The sequence below is a fragment of the Streptococcus rupicaprae genome, from assembly GCF_040545225.1.
Taxonomy (GTDB): Bacteria; Bacillota; Bacilli; order Lactobacillales; family Streptococcaceae; genus Streptococcus; species Streptococcus rupicaprae.
The window spans coordinates 39,459-57,508 of record NZ_JBEPLO010000016.1; the positions used below are offsets into that span (position 1 = coordinate 39,459).

The following is an 18,050-nucleotide window of genomic DNA, read 5'->3' on the forward strand; positions in this document are numbered from 1 at the left end:
TCTCCTATAGATTCAAACAAACCTTAAAACCATTCGTCTTTAAGCATTGATTCGATAGACCGTTGCTAACAATAACGCCTTCTGTTGACACCTCTACCTCCTCTCCTTTATTAATTAATAACTCTATCCTCGTCCCTTGCCAAGAACGCTGAATAGACAGAAAATTACCTGTTGAACTAATAAAAATATCTCCTTTCTGAATTACAGGTAGTTGTTTTAGTGCGATAATCTTCTTGATGACAGACATCAAGTCTTGATTCCACTCGTCTTCATTCCAGTTAAAGCCCCTGCGACAATCAGGATCATAGCCACCTTCCATAGCAATCTCTGTACCATAATAGAGGCAAGGGATTCCAATAAAAGTAAAGAGCAAGGCGACTGCTGCTAATAACTTATCTCTTGATCCGCCAATTTGAGTAAAGAAGCGGTGCGTGTCATGAGAGTCCAACAGATTCAAATTCATACGGTTGACTTGCTCAGTATTTCGCATGAGAATATGATTGAGTCGCTCAGCCATCTCCTGAGATGATAGTGTTTCTGCCGCAAAATAATCCAAGCAAGCTTTGGTAAAAGCATAATTCATGATACCATCGTACTGATCACCTTGTAAATAAGGGTAGGCATCGTGCCAGTTTTCACCAATAATAATGATGTTAGGATTGACAGCTTTCACTGCTTTTCTAAAGCGACGCCAAAAATCATGCGATACTTCATCTGAGACATCAAGCCTCCAGCCATCAAGCTGAAACTCTCGCGTCCAATAGAGGGTAACATCCAAGAGGTAATCCTGTACCTCAAGGTTGGACGTGTTAAACTTTGGCATATAGGAACAAGCAGCGAATGTCTCATAATTGATTGCTTTTTGATCAACGGTTTCACCGTCAATCATAAACCAGTCAAAATAAGACGAATCTTTCCCATTTTTAATCACATCCTGAAATTCTGGAAGCAAATCACTGGAATGGTTGTAGACCGCATCGAGGATAATTTTCATATCCAATTCATGAATGTCCTCAATAAGTTGCTTCAGGCTTAGCTTACTACCAAACTGCTTGTCAACATCATAATAATCTCGAATATCGTACTTATGATTGCTGATGGATGAGAAAATCGGAGTCAGGTAAATGGTATTTATCCCCAAGTCCTTGAGGTAATGTAACTTTTGCCTAATCCCTTCAAGATCACCTCCGGCAAAACTCTTCGGAAGCGGCCTGTCCGTCCACGCCATATTGATATAGGTATCATCTTTCTCAGCGTCTCCACGATAAAAACGATCCACAAAAATTTGGTAAAATACCGCGCTGTCCACCCAGTCAACCACGCGATGAACATCAATAGGGTTGATATAGGGCAGCTGGAAACAATTATAAAAAGCATCAGCAAAATCGTAGTGTTTGCTAAAGCCATTTTCATGGTAGTACCAAGATTTTTCGCCGTCCTGAACTTTGAAAACATAAGTCAGTCGAACATCTGTCAACTTTAGTCGAACGTCATAGTAAGCATGGTAGCTGTCCACAAACCTGGGCTCCAGCGAGACCTCTTCTTGTTGTTCGTGGTAGGTGTATTTATTCCCATAGACAAGGCTAATCGCCAAATCTCTGTCTTCCTTTGCCACCCGCAATCGAATCACAACTTCTTTATCAGAAATTGCAAAACAGTATCTGGAATCAGGAATATGCAAAAATCCCGCTTTGTTCATTATCTCTCCTTACTAAATACCATCTGTCCAATCTTTTCTCTCTCTACTAATTTCCTTAATAGAGAGAGAAAAAGCTGAACAGAAATATATCTGAATCAGCTTTTATAAGTTATTATTCAGTATATTTTTGTTCGATAGCTTCTTTAATGAAGGTTACAGCTTCTTTGCTGGCTGTCTTAGCATCTTTTTTACCTGAGGCAACATCAAAGAACAATGTACCCGCTGGTTCCCAAACTTCTGCCATTTGAGGGATATTTGGCATTGGTTGAGCATTTGAGAATTGAGCGATAACAGCACTTGTCAACTCGTTTCCTTGTGCTGAAGCATATTCGCGTGCTTTGATATTAGCAGGAATTTCTTGCGTAGCATCATAGAAAGCTTTCTGATTTTCTTCATTAGTCAAATAATCAAGGAATTTTTGAGCTGTATCAATATTCTTGCTGTAGTTTGAGATAACCCAAGCTTTACCACCGCCGAAGGCTTCGTAGTTGCCACCGTTGGTAAGAGTTGGAATTTGAGCAGCTCCGAAGTTTACACCAGCTTCTTTAAGTGATGCCGCAGCCCAAGGGCCATCAATAATTGCAGCTGCTTTACCTGATGTAAATTGTTCAGTGATAAAGTCTCCTGCTTTTGTGGTATCTTGCATACCTTGAGGCCACATAGCATACCATTTTTTAGCGTATTCAAGACCTTCTACAGTACCAGCATTATCCAAACCAATATCTGACGGCTTAGTACCGTGGTCACCAAAGACGTAACCACCGTGACCAGCAATCAAGCCGTAAGCGTAGTAGAAATTAGTCCAGTTTGCCAAGAATGCTACTGATTTACCGCTTTCTGAAGCGAAGGCATATTTTGCATCTTTTTGAAGCTCTTCAAGTTCTGCAAATGTTTTTGGAGCTTCTTTGATTAAATCTTTGTTGTAGTAAAGGATAAGTGATTCAACAACCATTGGTGCACCGTAGATTTTTCCATTTAAAGTCACCAAGTTTTGTGCTGTTTCATCATAATCAGCCTTGTTACCCAAAGTTACTTCAGCAAGCTGACCTTCGTTACCTAGACCACCCACGCGGTCATATGGTGCCACAAAAACGTCTGGGGCTGCTCCTGTTGGACCATCGGTTGACAATTTATCTAAGGTGTCAATCATTCCTTCTTCTTTAACGGTAATTTTAACACCATTTTCTTCTTCAAACTTACCTTTGATACTATTGATATAGTCAACATAGCCGGTATCGACGGAAACCACCAAAGATTTCTCCCCATCTGCCGCTGGCTCAGCTGATTTTGAAGATGAACCACCACAAGCTGCTAATGAAAGCGCTGAGGCTGCTACTAAAGTTGACAAAGCAACTTTTTTAAAGTTAAATTTCATTATATTTTCCTCCTAAATAATGAATATAATTAATTGTGTCTTAATAATGATAACTGTCAAGTTTGCCGGCTACAATGTTATAATAAATATCGTCTCTGTTGCTATCCCAACACTTTATCCTTATCGCGGAATATCGCAAAACCATTTGGCAAAACTGACAAGCTTTCCGCTGTGATCTGACAGTTACTCATCAAGTCTAGTGTGTTAACCTTCAAAGAGATCTGCTCCTTCGAATGATTAAAGATAGCGTGCAGACTCTGTTCCTGATAGGTCCATCTCAGCGAAATTACATCCGATTGCAGTTCCTCTAGGGTCAAGCGCCCCTTCTGGATCATTTCTGAGATGTCCTTGCGAAGCTGAATCAGTTGTTTCACAAAGGTCAACAACTCTTTGTTTTGCAATTCATCCTCCCATGGCATAACGCGCCTACAGCCAGGGTCATGACCGCCACTGAGGCCGACTTCCGTCCCATAGTAGATGCAAGGTGTTCCCCGTTGAAGGAAGAGACAGGCCAGAGCCGCCTTTACCAACTGGACATCCCCATTTGCTGTTGTCAAGATACGTTCCGTATCATGCGAGTCTAAGAGATTAAACATAGCTTCCGCAATCTGCTGTTTATAGTACATGGATTGACTATTGATATCAGAGATAAATTGGCTGGTAGCCATCCGACCTCGTAGGAAGTAATCCTTGATACTCTCAGACAAAGGATAATTCATAACCGCATGGAATTCATCGCCATTTAGCCACGGTTGCGAAGAGTGCCAAATCTCACCGAGAATATAAAGGTCAGACTTTTTAGCCAAAACGGCTTGCTGGAAGGCTCGCCAGAACTGATGATCAATCTCATTGGCTACATCAAGCCGCCAAGCATCGATGTCAAAGTGTTCAATCCAGTAAGTCGCAATGCTTAGGAGATAGTCTTTGACCTCAGGGTTGGCCGTATTGAGCTTGGGCATGTGCCCTTGGAAGGCAAACGCGTGATAGTTCAGGTCGCGATTATTACCCAGATTCTCCTTGGTAACAGGGAATTCTTGGATGTGGAACCAATCTTTGTAGACAGACTGCTCTCCCTTCTCCAAAACATCCTGCCACTGAGGCGACTGGTGACCGATATGATTAAAGACGGCATCCAGCATGACTTTCATGCCACGGTTGTGAGCTTCTTCAACCAGTTGCCGAAAAACATCCTTGTCGCCAAAATGGCGATCAATCTCAAAATAATCTAGTGTGTCATACTTATGATTGCTAGGAGCTTCAAAGATAGGGCAGAGATAAAGACCAGTAATCCCTAAATCTTGCAGATAATCCAATTGATCAATAATCCCTTGTAAATCACCTCCAAAAAAATCAAAATTCTGCGGAATAATCGTTGAGTCCCAAGGCAAAGAATCCTTAGGAGATATTTCAGGATTGCCATTCGCAAACCGCTCTGGGAAAATCTGGTACCAAACGGTTTTGGCGACCCATTCAGGAACCTTGCAACGGTCTGCCTCATGGAAATAAGGTAGTTTAAAGCCGTTCATAAAGAAGTTGAGATGTTCAGACGTGTTTTCAACAACACCACGATCACCGTACAGGACCGTTTGTCCTTCAAAATCCTCTACTTCAAAGATATACTGAATTCTAGCAAACCTGACAGATACTTCCGACTGCCAGTAATCAAACCACAAATCAGTTGCTACCTTTTCCATGGCGACAGACTCTTCATATGAGTCCTCGTGAAAAATAACAGAGTCGCCATAGTGCAAGACAACTGCCTTGATATCATTTTTCTTTGTTCTGATTCGGATATGCATTTTATCTTTCTCATAAAGATAAGCATATTCGGATTCAGGTCTATGATATATTGATGTAAGTTCCATCTATTCTCTATTCCTTGCGCCGAAGGCCTCCTTTCTAGTCTAGCGATGTTTAGAAACAACCAACGCAACCGTTTTCTTAAACTAAGATTAGTATACCGCAAATTGGATACGGTTGCAAGTCTTTTTTACAATTTTTTTAGAAAAATTTTAGACAGGAGACATTTAAACCCGTTTAATCTACTTTTAAACTAAGCGTTAGCTGTTAAGTCTATGTTGGATTCCGTAAAATGATGTCGAAATTTGGATGTTTCGCTTGATTTGTAAGCGGAGACAAGATATAATAGAAAAACAAAGCAATCGTTTGCGCATTTGTTTTCTTAAGCGCTACTAAACACAAATTAATTTGAGGTACTTTAATCATGAAAGAACGTCAAAGTGGAGTGCTCATGCACATCTCCTCTCTCCCCGGCAAGTATGGTATCGGCTCTATGGGGCAGGCGGCCTATGACTTCGTTGATTTCTTGGTCCGGACCAAGCAACGCTACTGGCAGATTCTTCCTTTGGGGACGACCAGCTATGGGGATTCTCCTTACCAGTCCTTCTCTGCCTTTGCAGGCAACACACATTTTATTGATTTTGACCGTTTACTAGCTGAAGGATTATTGAGTCCTGAAGATTTAGTGGGTGTGGATTTCGGAGGTAATCCCGCTGAAGTTGACTATGCTAAGGTTTTCTACGGGCGTAGGCCTATTCTGGAAAAAGCTGTTCAGCGCTTCAAAGCCTCTGGTTTGTCTGAAGGTTACTATCGCTTCTTAGAAGAACATCACGGATGGTTGGATAATTTTGCAGAATACATGGCTATCAAAGAATCCTTCGGTCTCAAGCCTTGGACAGAGTGGGAAGACGCTGCGATCCGTTCCCGTCAACCAGAAGCTCTGGCCAACTATCGTGAACGTTTGGCTGAGGCCATTGACTACCACCGTATCACCCAATATTTTTTCTTTAGCCAATGGTTGGCCTTAAAAGCCTATGCTAATGAGCGAGGAATTGAATTTGTGGGGGATATGCCGATTTATATCGCTGCAGATTCAGCGGATATGTGGGCCAGCCCTCATTACTTCAAGACGGATGACGAAGGCCGACCACGTGTTGTCGCAGGCTGCCCACCAGATGCCTTCTCTGAAATTGGCCAACTCTGGGGTAATCCAATCTATGACTGGGATGCCATGAAAGCTGATGGTTTCAGATGGTGGATTTCCCGCATCAGAGAGAGTTTTAAACTCTATGACATGGTACGAATTGATCATTTTATTGGTTTTGCCTCCTTCTGGGAAATTCCTGCTGGCGAAGAGACGGCTGTCAACGGCTACCGGGTCGAAGCCCCTGGCTTTGAACTCTTTGACGCCATTAAGGCAGAGCTGGGGGAGCTCAATATCATCGCCGAAGACTTGGGATCCATTACCGATAAGGTCATTGAGTTGCGTGAGACAACCGGCTTCCCTGGTATGAAGGTTTTACAATTTGCCTTTGACCCAGATGGTGATAGTATCGAAAGCCCTCATAATCATCGGAATAATGTCGTCGCCTACACAGGGACCCACGACAACAATACCATCATCGGTTGGTACGAAACTGAGACGGACGAGCGTAGCCGTGCTTACCTAGATAAATACAGCAACCGCCGTGAGGGCGAGACCGTCAATCAAGCAATGTTTCGCATGCTCTTTTCATCCGTCGCCTTTATGACCATTGTAACGATGCAAGATCTGCTTGGTTTAGACGGTAGCACTCGGATGAATCTCCCAAATACCCTAGGCGGTAACTGGGTATGGCGAATGACCGAAGAGCAACTCAGCCCAAACATCGAAGCCCAACTCCTAGACTACACCCAAACCTATCGTCGTGAAAATGTTAGACTTAAATAAGTTGAAAAACCAGACTGGACCTTCCGTCTGGTTTTTCTAACAATCTATAACTGAAAAATCGCCAAGACTATCCTGCTCTTAAGCATGGGTTCTTGGCGATTTTTAATACAACGAATGCTCTAGCCTACTGGCAACATGCGTCAAGTTTTCCTTGTCATCTTAGGCTTAGAATCCTTCAACGTTGGTGTAGATTTTTTGAACGTCTTCATCATCGTCAAGGGCATCATAGAGCTTCTCAAAGATCGCAAGATCTTCCTCGCTGAGGCTGACTTCTGACTGAGGCAACATTTCTAGCTCGGTCACTTGGAATTCTGTGATACCTGACTCCTGAAGAGCCACGATAGCTTTGTGTAGATCTGTCGGAGCGGTGTAGACGGTGATGGTTCCCTCTTCTGCTTCAACATCATCTACTTCAACATCTGCTTCAAGGAGCAATTCAAAAATGCTGTCTGCGTCGTCGCCAGAAAAGACAATGACCCCTTTTTTATCAAACATGAAGGAAACCGAACCAGACGCCCCCATGTTGCCTCCGTTCTTCCCAAAGGCTGCACGCACATTGGCCGCCGTCCGGTTGACGTTGTTGGTCAGGGTGTCGACGATAATCATGGAACCATTTGGCCCAAACCCTTCGTAACGGCCTTCTGTAAAGGTCTCGTCTGTATTTCCCTTAGCCTTGTCAATGGCCTTGTCGATGATGTGCTTAGGCACCTGCGCCTGCTTGGCACGGTCAATGACAAAGCGCAGCGCTCCGTTGGTCTCTGGATCTGGATCGCCTTTTTTGGCTGCTACATAGATTTCAACGCCAAATTTGGCATAAACTTTTGAGTTGGCACCGTCTTTCGCGGTCTTCTTCGCCACAATATTGGCCCACTTACGTCCCATGGGATTCTCCTTTTACGTGTTTTCATCTAGCAGGGCTAGAAGGATTTCGGTTTATTATACCACAAATCACGAAGAGAGAAAATAGGAAACTTAGGCTTGAGTGTAAAAAGCGATCGCCTCAGAGACAAATCTCGCTGTCCCCTCACCTGCTGCCTGGTCAATGGTTTGAGTGAAGCGATTGTCTTCTACATACATGAGGCCCAATCCTTGCAAGATCTCATCAGTGCAAGGGTAATAGTGTTTGGTAATGGTGTCTTGTAAGGCCTTGACCTGATCTTGGACAGCACTATCTGTCACAGGTCGGTCTAAGAGCTTGCCAAGTGTAGCAAAGACTGCCATCATATCTCGATGTCCGGACTGTCCGTCTAGATCTGTAGACTTGGAGGCAAATGCTTGGTAGGCTGCTGTCTGTCCCCAGCGTGTCTTTGCTTCTTCTTGGTAGGCTTTGAGCTGGTCTTGCTTAAAAAGTTCTAAGTTCATCGGTTGTTCTCCTTGGATGAGTTCTTGGGTCAACTGCACCAATCGGTCCAATCGATCCCGCTTGAGTTCTAAGAGACGGACATGGTCTCTTAGTGCTGCTTGCTTGACAGCTAATGGGCTATCAAGCAGCTCTGCTATTGCCTTTAGAGGAAGATCCAACTCACGAAATAGCAAGATGTCCTGCAGCCGCATCAGGGCCTTATCGTCATAAAGCCGGTAGCCACTATCGGTGACCTGACCGGGAAATAAGAGTCCAATCTCGTGGTAATAGTGGAGAGTACGTACGCTCACCCCTGCTAATTGACTGACTTCTTTGACTGTTTTCATGGTTATTCCTCCTTGACTCTTATTCTATTCTATCACGTAGCGTGAGAGTCAAGTGTTTTTCGAAAAAATTTCAAAAAAACCCAACTATACAGTTGACATGTATAGTTTGACGATATATAATAAAGATATAAAGTTGAACTGTATAGTTGAACAGACTAGAAAGGTAATGCCTAGTGAAACGACCCAAGCAACTTCCTTTAACGGAGACGACTTATTATATTTTACTGGCCCTGATCGAACCTGCTCATGGCTATGCTGTGATGCAGTTGGTAGATGACATGAGCGATGGTGAGGTTAAAATTGCAGCTGGAACCATGTACGGAGCCATTGAAAATTTGTTAAAACTTCATTGGATTACCAGTGTTCCTTCCAATGATGCTCGGCGAAAGGTCTATCAGATCACTGAGGCTGGAAAAGAAATCCTTATTCTGGAAACAAAACGTCTTCGAAAACTCACTCAAATCGCTGAACACTTTAATTTGTAGGAGGGTATCATGAAAAAATGGAAACTATTCACTAACTTAAAGAAAGAAGAAGACTGGATAAACCGTATGCAATCCAAAGGATATCGATTGGTAGGCGTTCCTATTCCCCAACTCTATTACCACTTTGAACCTTGTGTTGCTGAACAAATCACCACTGTCCGAATTGATTTCCGAGATCAACTATCCAAGGAACAATACCAGGACTATCTCATGCTTTTTGAAGACAGCGGTTGGGAACGCATTTCTGGATCACCGTCCAGTGGGAGTCACTACTTCCGACAACTCGCTCACGGTCATGAAGACGTTCTGTTTTCTGATGAGGAATCGCAATTGGCTTTCTATCAACGGTATCGTAAAAGCGCCCTTGCCACAGCCATGATTTTCTTATGTTACAGTTTTATTCATTTCACCAGCATCTCCGATCTCGCTACTCCTTTTCAAGACCCTAAATCTCTATTTTTAACACCAGGACTTTGGCAGTTAGATGGTACAGATTTTCTATTCTCATTTCTCTTTGAATTACCCTTTGCCCTCTTACGGGCTGGTGTCCTCTTTTATCTAACACTCGCAACAACATTATTCTATCTCTACATTGCCTATCAAGCAAAACCTAAATCATCATTTTAAGTTAAAAAGCCACCCCCTATCCATTATAGGGAATGGCTTTTTTCTTAATATTTATTTTCTGTAATCACGATTTCCCCATCCACCAAGTCTGCTTGGAGCTGCTTCGCGTCTAGGTTGTCCAGGTAGAAATCGGTCACCTTGTCACGGATTTGCCCTTCGATGACCCGACGAAGGGGACGAGCCCCCATGTCTGGATCGTAGCCTTCTTCCATGAGGAAGTCTTTTGCTTTCGGAGTCACTTCAAGGCTGATCCCTTTCTTAGCCAGGGTCTGATTGACCTGGGCCAGCATGAGGTCTACAATCTGACTAAGATTTTCCTTATCAAGAGGGTTGAATTCAATCACGCCGTTGAAGCGGTTGAGAAATTCTGGGCGGAAGAAGGGTGCAATCCGATCCATGATGGCCTGCTCCGCCATTTCCTCAGAAGAACCGTAGCCAAAGCCAGCGTTTGAGGTGGCGATAATAACGGTATTCTTAAAATTAACGGTGTTCCCCTGACCATCTGTCAAATGCCCATCATCAAGCACTTGGAGCAAGAGGGTAATGACCTGCGGATCAGCCTTCTCGATTTCATCCAAGAGGACAATGGAGTAAGGGTTTCTGCGCACCCGCTCAGTCAGAGTGTTGCTGTTGTCCTCGTAGCCGACGTAGCCGGCTGTCGCCCCGATCAGCTTAGATACGGCAGTCCGGTCGCTGTACTCAGACATGTCCAGACGGATAACCGCATCCTTATTCCCGAACATATCGAGAGCAAGTTGTTTGGCTAGCTCGGTCTTACCGACACCCGTTGGGCCGACAAAGAGGAAGGAGCCAATTGGACGGTTGCCTTCATCAAAGCCTGCACGGTTACGGCGAATGGCCTTAGACACAGCTTCCACCGCAGCATCTTGACCGATGACCTTGGCTTCCAAGCGAGCCTTCATGTCTTTCAAGCGCTCGATATCCGAAGCCCCCATCTGGGAAACGGGAATACCGGTCATCCGCTCTACTGATTCTGCCACATCGTTGACGGTTGCAACGACCTTCTGGCTTTCGGTGTGGTTGTCCATCTGCTCTTGGAGTTTTTCGATCCGCACCTTTTGATTGAGGGCTGTTTCATAGTCCTCTTTCTCCACTGCTGCTTCTTGCAGGCGCTTGGCTTCTGCCATCTCCGCTTCTAGGCTTTTGAGGTCTGTCGCAGGGTGTTGGGCTGCCAAGTGGGCTGCCGTCACATCGATCAAGTCAATGGCCTTGTCAGGCAGGCTGCGCTGCGGGATGTATTGGACTGAATAATCCACCGCTGCCTTGAGGACAGCATCTGGTAACTCGATATTGTGATGGGCTTCATAGAGCGGCTTAATCCCCTTCAAAATCTGGAAGGTGTCCTCAGCAGACGGGGCATTGACCTTAACCTCGTTGAAACGACGGGCAAGAGCCGCATTTTTCAAGATGGTGTTGCGGTATTCATCTTGTGTTGTCGCACCGATCACAGAGAGCTCTCCACGGGACAGGGCAGGTTTCAAGATATCCGCCAAGCCCTTGGAACCAGAATCGCCACCTGTTGATCCAGCCCCCAAAATCTGATGAATCTCATCGAAGAAGATGATGATGTTGCCAGACTTTTTGACCTCATCAAGCAAGTTCTGCACATTCTCCTCGAAGGCTCCGCGGTACTGGGTACCCGCTTCTAGCCCAGAAATGTCGATGGAGATGATCTCCTTGTTCTTGATGCTGGCAGGTACATCGCCATTGACGATGGCCTGCGCCAGACCTTCTACGACCGCTGTTTTCCCAACACCCGCATCGCCGACCATGACGGGGTTATTCTTGGTCCGACGGGCCAGAATTTCAGCGGTTTCTTGGATTTCCTTGTTGCGGCCGATGACAGGATCCAGTTTACCCTCACGCGCCTGCTGGGTCAGGTTGGTCCCAAGCTTAGCTAGGATCCCGTCTTGCTTGATTTGCCCTTCTTTTTGGGCCATAGCAGAGCTGGTATCTGATTGTGGCAACTGCCCAGTTTGACGGTAAATCGCAAACTCTTCTGGTGTTACCTCACGGCCATTGATGCTGTAGCGGCGGCGTTCACTAGAGTAACCACCCATGTTGCCCATGAGTTGGTTGAAAATATCGTCCATGTTGTTAAAATTGTTAAAGTTGTTGTTCATGTCTTTACCTCATTGAATTGTTTTTGTTTTATCATGATGATGTTCACTCACATCTCTATAATTTTGACCAAAACTGACCTTTCTCTTAAAAATAAAAGGTCTGTCTATAGACAATCATCGGTTCAGCTCGGCTTGTCTGACCATCACTGACCAATTTCTTAAAAAATAAAGTACTCTCCAAACCGAGCCTCCCTTTCTGTTACTCTTGTCCGTTTAATCAGATTTAGGACTGACCAAAACTGACCTTTTTTGTCAAAAAATAGTGAGCAATCCTGCTCCTGTAAGGTTTTTCTCTCCCTTACGATACCTAGTATACACCATTGGTCAGGAAAGGTCAATAGTTTTGTTTGACTTTTTTGTATCTTTTTTAAAACAACAACCCGCCCAGCCAAGCTGAACGGGTTTTCTTTTATCATAGGAAGGATTAAAACGGTGAATAGCCACGCCTTTTTTCAAGTTGATCTTGATATGACCAGCTCGGGTCCACCATTCTACTTCGACAGTCAAGTCAGATAGGTCAGTGCATCCACCAGTTCTACCTGCTGGCTATCCGCAAAGAAGTTTTCTAGAATCCCCTTATGGGAGCTGCCAATCAATAAGATGGCCCGATCATCGGCTTCTAACTGACTCAAGGTGTTCTGAACAATTTTCATATTACGCTGATACCACCAAATCAACCAACCAATGCCATAATCATCGTCACCAGCTACCTGAATCAAATTGGTATAATAAGCCTGAGTATCTTTCACAAACTCTGGCGAATTAAAATGGCGCAAGTTCCATGTGATCCCCTTATCCAAATCAGCAGGCTGAGGTTCATACAGAGCCAGCAAGTTAACTAAAGTACTGTTTTCTTGAATGACCTCATGAACTTGGCCAAAACCATAAAGGCCTTGCCCTGCCTCCATCCAATCGATAGCCAAGAGAGGAGCACCGCTCAACTTGGCCAGAGGATAGGCCAACTGAGCAATCTCATTGGTAGACTGCCTTTCCCCTTTCACCAGCTGATCGATGTAGGTCTCCAGACCTATCTGATTCGACCGTTCCCACTCCACAAAGACCTTGGTCGGCTGGTAGACCGCCAAAGCAGCTACTGCTTCATCCAACTCCTGCCTCATCTCAAAAGTTCGATCAGGATTGGCCAAGCTATGCAAATCCTGCTGACTTTCCATATGAAAGGTTCCCAAAACCATTAACTGTGCCATAGCATCACTTCCTCCTGCTGTTTATTGACCTTTAAAGGCAACTAGTTGACTAGGGTTCGCAACGTCTTATACTCTTTGAAAAGCAAAGATAACCCTTGTCAACTCGCTTCGATGAAGGCCAGTTCTATCATCAGCTTCCTTTCCTAGGCTAGATTGATTTTCTATGAGTATTAGTCACTATTTTCAAAATCTCTGGAAGATTAGCCTAGTTTTCCTTTGAGATACTGACCCGTGAAACTAGCTGGATTGGCAGCAACTTCTTCCGGTGTGCCTGTCGCAATGATTTGGCCACCACCGACACCCCCCTCTGGTCCAAGGTCAATGATGTGGTCTGCTGTCTTAATGACATCTAGATTATGCTCGATAACCAGAACCGTATTGCCATCATCCACAAAGCGTTCTAAGACTTTAAGCAAGCGGGCAATATCCTCTGTATGGAGGCCTGTTGTTGGCTCATCCAGAATGTAGAAAGACTTTCCTGTTGAGCGCTTGTGCAACTCACTCGCCAGTTTCATCCGCTGGGCTTCACCTCCAGACAAGGTCGTCGCTGGTTGGCCTAGGCTAACATACCCCAATCCCACATCCTGAATCGTTTGTAGCTTGCGGGCAATTTTAGGAATGTGTTGAAAGAAATCGACCGCTTCGTTGACGGTCATATCTAGCACTTGAGCAATATTTTTCTCCTTGTAATGCACCTCCAAGGTTTCGCTATTGTAACGTCGGCCATGGCAGACCTCACAAGGCACAAAGACATCTGGCAAGAAATGCATCTCAATCTTGATGATCCCATCTCCCGAACAAGCCTCACAGCGACCGCCCTTGATATTGAAAGAGAAACGCCCCTTCTTGTACCCGCGCATTTTAGCTTCATTTGTCTGCGCGAAGAGATCACGAATATCATCAAAGACCCCTGTATAAGTTGCAGGGTTTGATCGCGGTGTTCGTCCAATGGGACTCTGGTCAATGTCAATCAACCGATCCAGATGTTCAATGCCTTCAATGGCCTTGTGCTTGCCTGGTTTGGCAGAATTACGATTGAGCTTTTGGGCAATCCCTTTTTTCAAAATACTATTGACCAAGGTTGACTTGCCTGACCCTGAAACGCCCGTGACAGCAATAAACTTGCCCAAAGGGAAAGTCGCGGTCACATTTTGCAAATTATTTTCCTTTGCACCAGTGATTCGGATAAACCGGCCATTGCCAGCACGTCGTTCCAGCGGAACCTCAATTTTACGCTTGCCCGAGAGATATTGACCTGTGATAGATTTACTAGATCTGGCGACTTGCTTGGGGGTTCCCGCTGCAACGATTTCTCCGCCGAATTTTCCAGCTCCTGGACCAATATCAATCAGGTAGTCCGCCGCCATCATGGTATCCTCATCATGCTCCACGACAATCAAGGTATTGCCCAAGTCCCGCATCTTTTTAAGGCTGGCAATCAGGCGGTCATTGTCCCGCTGATGAAGGCCGATAGATGGCTCATCTAGGATGTAGAGCACCCCTGACAGATTAGACCCAATCTGGGTCGCCAAGCGGATCCGCTGGCTTTCTCCACCAGAGAGGGTTCCCGCTGCACGAGAGAGTGTCAAGTAGTTGAGACCGACATTCTTTAAGAAGGTCAAACGGTCTATAATTTCTTTCAAAATGGGGCGAGCGATGGTTTCTTCGTTAGCTGTCAAAGCTAGATCCTTGACCAAGTCCAAATGGTCTGCAATGGAAAGGTCTGAAAGAGCCCCAATATGGATACCATCTTCTCCACCAAGTTTGATGGATAGGGCCTGATCATTTAGGCGGTAACCCTTGCATCTAGCACACGGTAACTCATTCATGTAGCCACTCATGACATTGCGAGTAAAATCGCTAGTTGTCTCGCGGTAACGCCGTTCCACATTGGCAATGATTCCCTCAAAAGGAATATCGATGTCCCTCACGCCTCCAAATTCATTTTCATAATGAAAATGGAAGAGTTCTCCCTTTGAGCCGTTTAATATTAAGTCTTGTTCAGCCTTCTTGAGGTCCTTAAACGGTGTATCCATATCAATCCCGAATTGAGTCATGGCCTGTTCCAACATCTGCGGGTAATAATTAGACGAAATCGGATTCCACGGCGCTAGAGCTCCCTCTCTTAGGGTCTTTTCCGGATCAGGGATGATCAAATCTTTATCCACTTCCAACTTACTTCCCAGACCGTCACACTCACTGCAAGACCCAAATGGCGCATTAAAAGAAAACAAACGTGGCTCTAGCTCGGGAACTGTAAAGCCACAGACCGGACAGGCGTAATGCTCTGAAAACAGCAATTCTTGACCATCCATGGTGTCAATCACAACATAACCATCTGCCAGGCGTAGGGCCGCTTCCACCGAATCAAATAGCCTTGAGCGGATGCCATCTTTAATCACAATCCGGTCAACAACCACGTCAATGGTATGGGCAAAGCTCTTTGGCAGTTCAGGGACTTCTGTCACATCGTAAACATCCCCATTGACCCGAACTCGGACATAGCCATCCTTTTGAATTTTTTCAAAAACAGTCTTATGTTGGCCCTTTTTCTTACGGATAACAGGGGCTAAAATCTGCAGACGCTGACGCTCTGGCAATTCCAAAATCCGATCGACGATCTGTTCGACGGAACTCGCAGAAATAGCTCCGTGCCCATTGATACAGTAAGGGACACCAATCCGAGCGTAGAGCAGGCGCAGGTAATCATTGATTTCCGTCACTGTACCAACCGTCGAACGCGGGTTTTTGGAGGTTGTTTTCTGATCAATGGAAATCGCTGGCGATAGCCCATCAATGCTATCCACATCAGGCTTGTCCATATTGCCCAAAAACTGTCTGGCATAGGCAGATAGACTCTCTACATAACGGCGTTGCCCTTCTGCATAAAGGGTATCAAAGGCCAAACTGGACTTACCAGACCCCGATAGACCTGTCACAACCACCAGCTTATCCCGCGGAATCTCCACATCAATATTTTTTAAATTGTGGGCACGCGCCCCATGAATCACAATCTTATCTAGCATACTTCCCTCTTTCTACAACTTCCTTTCATTATAGCACTTTCAAAAAAGAAGCTAAAGAAAAAAGGTCGTCTAGCCTTAAAGCAGCACTTCTTCAAGCGATTCTTCACTCTGTTTGACGTCAGTTTTTCAGTCAGATTTTCAAAAAAAGAGTTTTGTGAAATGGCATTTTTAGTGTATAATAGAATCTGGCCTAAAAGCTTGATTATCATGAAAAGGGAGGACCGCGATGAAACAAATTTTTCTTTCATCTATCGCAGACTTTAAAGAAATAGATGACTTTGCGCCTGGGGCTTGGATCAACCTCGTCAACCCCTCCCAGAGTGAAACCATGGAAATAGCAGAGCGCTTTAACATCGATATCGCTGACTTGAGAGCGCCTCTCGATGCGGAAGAGATGTCTCGTATTTCCGTGGAAGACGACTATAAACTGATTATCATTGACGTGCCGATCTCAGAAGAGCGTAACGGTAAAATTTACTATGTCACCATTCCTTTAGGTATCGTGATCACTGAGGAAGCCATCATCACGACCTGCTTGGTGGACTTGCCTCTCTTTGATTTTTTCATCAATCGACGCATTCGAAATTTCTATACTTTTATGAAATCTCGCTTCGTCTTTCAAATTCTTTACCGCAATGCAGCCATTTACCTATCCGCCTTGCGGCAGATTGACCGAAAAAGTGAAGAGATCGAAAGCCAGATGCATGAAGCTACTAAAAATGAGGAGCTTATTGAGCTGATGGAACTAGAAAAAACCATCATTTACTTCAAGGCCTCTCTGAAGACCAACGAGCGGATTGTCAAAAAACTGGCCGCCTCTTCCTTCCTCCTCAAAAAATATGAGGAAGACGAAGACCTTCTAGAAGATACCTTAGTCGAAACGCAGCAGGCCATCGAGATGGCTGACATCTATGGCAACATTTTAAAAGGAATGACCGACACCTTTGGGTCCATTATCTCAAACAATCAAAACACTATCATGAAGACTCTGGCATTAGCCACCATGGTTCTGTCCATTCCGACCATGATCTTTTCGGCTTACGGCATGAACTTTGTCGATCCGAATGCCCTGCCCTTCAACGCTATCCCCCATGCCTTTTTCTGGATCATTGCAGGGGCCTTCTCTATCAGTGGCCTCCTGATTATCTACTTTATCCGCAAAAAATGGTTCTAACAGATAACGCACAACACGGAGAATTTATTTCATGGAAACTTTTAACCTTGACCACTTGACTAAAAAAAACCAAGAATTTATCCACATCGCCACCAACCATCTGATCAAAAACGGCAAATCAGACAGCGAAATCAAGGAGACCCTCTCAACCATTCTGCCGACTATTGTGGAAAACCAATCAAAAGGCATTACGGCGCGTCAGCTCTTTGGTGCTCCGACAACTTGGGTTGATAATCTGACTATTCAAGCCCAAGAAGCAGCAGCTAATCCTCCTCAAAATGAAAATCCTTGGCTCATGTGGTTGGATGCTAGTCTATTCATCTTAGGAATCATGGCAGTCATGATGGGGATTTTGAGTTTTTCTAGAAACCAAGCTCAGACTTATGGTGTGACCAGTCTCTTTGTGCTCAGTGCCGCAACAGGGGCTATGATGTATGCCATGTACCATTTGGTTTACCGCCATCTGAGAAAGCCACGTAGCGAGCGACCAAGTGGCCTCAAGACTTGGTTGATTCTGGCCTTGATCATGTTTGGTGTCTTCCTGATTTTCGGTCTCAGTGCTTTTCTTCCAGCCAGCCTCAACCCGATTTTGCCTGGCTGGGCCAATCTTTTAATTGGTGCCATTGGATTTGGTGGTAAATACCTCCTCAAGCAAAAGTACAATGTGAAGAGCCCAATCACAAGCAGGGATTAAGAGAGCATCCATTTTCAAACAGTTGACGAGAAAGAATTTGCTCACCACACATTTAAGCCAGAGTGCATAAAAAACGCCTAAAAGGAAGTTTACGACAATTTCCTTTTATACTGATTCAAAATCAAAAATAGATATTGGCGGTCCATCGCCTATTAACAATTGACTTCAATACCGACCAATGCAAGCCCTGAATGACTTCTTG

Annotated in this window: 13 protein-coding genes; 5 read left to right on the plus strand and 8 right to left on the minus strand. The window is 44.7% G+C overall.

Features of this window, described 5'->3' with window-relative positions; translation table 11 throughout:
• Positions 1 to 4 precede the first annotated feature (4 nt).
• From ABID29_RS07755 to ABID29_RS07765, 3 genes are all read right to left on the minus strand, one after another.
• A complete protein-coding gene (locus ABID29_RS07755) occupies positions 5 to 1,699 on the minus strand; it encodes a glycoside hydrolase family 13 protein (RefSeq protein ID WP_354365587.1) in 1,695 nt (564 codons plus the stop codon).
• 112 nt (positions 1,700 to 1,811) lie between these two features.
• Positions 1,812 to 3,074, minus strand: coding sequence for an extracellular solute-binding protein (locus ABID29_RS07760; RefSeq protein ID WP_354365588.1), 1,263 nt, complete (start codon positions 3,072 to 3,074; stop codon positions 1,812 to 1,814).
• A 101-nt stretch (positions 3,075 to 3,175) separates the two neighbouring features.
• Positions 3,176 to 4,939 (minus strand): glycoside hydrolase family 13 protein, encoded by a 1,764-nt coding sequence (locus tag ABID29_RS07765; protein WP_354365589.1) that lies wholly within the window; start codon positions 4,937 to 4,939, stop codon positions 3,176 to 3,178.
• Positions 4,940 to 5,298: 359 nt separating this feature from the next.
• Between ABID29_RS07765 and malQ the strand changes: the two genes are divergently transcribed.
• Entirely contained in the window at positions 5,299 to 6,804 is a 1,506-nt protein-coding gene (malQ, locus tag ABID29_RS07770; RefSeq protein WP_354365590.1) for a 4-alpha-glucanotransferase, read from the plus strand.
• Between the two features lie 165 nt (positions 6,805 to 6,969).
• Here the strand turns inward: malQ and ABID29_RS07775 are convergent, their stop codons facing one another.
• Together ABID29_RS07775 and ABID29_RS07780 are read right to left on the minus strand one after the other, a co-directional pair.
• Positions 6,970 to 7,686, minus strand: a complete 717-nt coding sequence (locus tag ABID29_RS07775; RefSeq protein WP_354365591.1) for a YebC/PmpR family DNA-binding transcriptional regulator — start codon at positions 7,684 to 7,686, stop codon at positions 6,970 to 6,972.
• Between the two features lie 90 nt (positions 7,687 to 7,776).
• Entirely contained in the window at positions 7,777 to 8,493 is a 717-nt protein-coding gene (locus ABID29_RS07780; protein ID WP_354365592.1) for a MerR family transcriptional regulator, read from the minus strand.
• Between the two features lie 173 nt (positions 8,494 to 8,666).
• Here ABID29_RS07780 and ABID29_RS07785 point away from each other — a divergent pair, with 173 nt between their 5' ends.
• Together ABID29_RS07785 and ABID29_RS07790 are read left to right on the plus strand one after the other, a co-directional pair.
• Positions 8,667 to 8,978 (plus strand): PadR family transcriptional regulator, encoded by a 312-nt coding sequence (locus ABID29_RS07785; protein WP_354365593.1) that lies wholly within the window; start codon positions 8,667 to 8,669, stop codon positions 8,976 to 8,978.
• A 9-nt stretch (positions 8,979 to 8,987) separates the two neighbouring features.
• A complete protein-coding gene (locus ABID29_RS07790) occupies positions 8,988 to 9,605 on the plus strand; it encodes a DUF2812 domain-containing protein (protein ID WP_354365594.1) in 618 nt (205 codons plus the stop codon).
• A gap of 44 nt (positions 9,606 to 9,649) precedes the next feature.
• Here the strand turns inward: ABID29_RS07790 and ABID29_RS07795 are convergent, their stop codons facing one another.
• The 3 genes from ABID29_RS07795 to uvrA all read right to left on the minus strand — a co-directional run bounded on the left by ABID29_RS07795 (position 9,650) and on the right by uvrA (position 15,980).
• Positions 9,650 to 11,749, minus strand: a complete 2,100-nt coding sequence (locus ABID29_RS07795; protein WP_354365595.1) for an ATP-dependent Clp protease ATP-binding subunit — start codon at positions 11,747 to 11,749, stop codon at positions 9,650 to 9,652.
• A 503-nt stretch (positions 11,750 to 12,252) separates the two neighbouring features.
• Entirely contained in the window at positions 12,253 to 12,954 is a 702-nt protein-coding gene (locus ABID29_RS07800; RefSeq protein ID WP_354365596.1) for a DUF5694 domain-containing protein, read from the minus strand.
• 200 nt (positions 12,955 to 13,154) lie between these two features.
• Positions 13,155 to 15,980, minus strand: coding sequence for an excinuclease ABC subunit UvrA (gene uvrA / locus ABID29_RS07805; protein WP_354365597.1), 2,826 nt, complete (start codon positions 15,978 to 15,980; stop codon positions 13,155 to 13,157).
• A gap of 226 nt (positions 15,981 to 16,206) precedes the next feature.
• Here uvrA and ABID29_RS07810 point away from each other — a divergent pair, with 226 nt between their 5' ends.
• Both ABID29_RS07810 and ABID29_RS07815 read left to right on the plus strand, forming a co-directional pair.
• Positions 16,207 to 17,154: a magnesium transporter CorA family protein gene (locus ABID29_RS07810; RefSeq protein WP_354365598.1), complete on the plus strand. Its 948-nt coding sequence runs from the start codon at positions 16,207 to 16,209 to the stop codon at positions 17,152 to 17,154.
• A gap of 31 nt (positions 17,155 to 17,185) precedes the next feature.
• A complete protein-coding gene (locus tag ABID29_RS07815) occupies positions 17,186 to 17,848 on the plus strand; it encodes a DUF1129 domain-containing protein (protein ID WP_354365599.1) in 663 nt (220 codons plus the stop codon).
• The last annotated feature ends 202 nt before the right edge of the window (positions 17,849 to 18,050 follow it).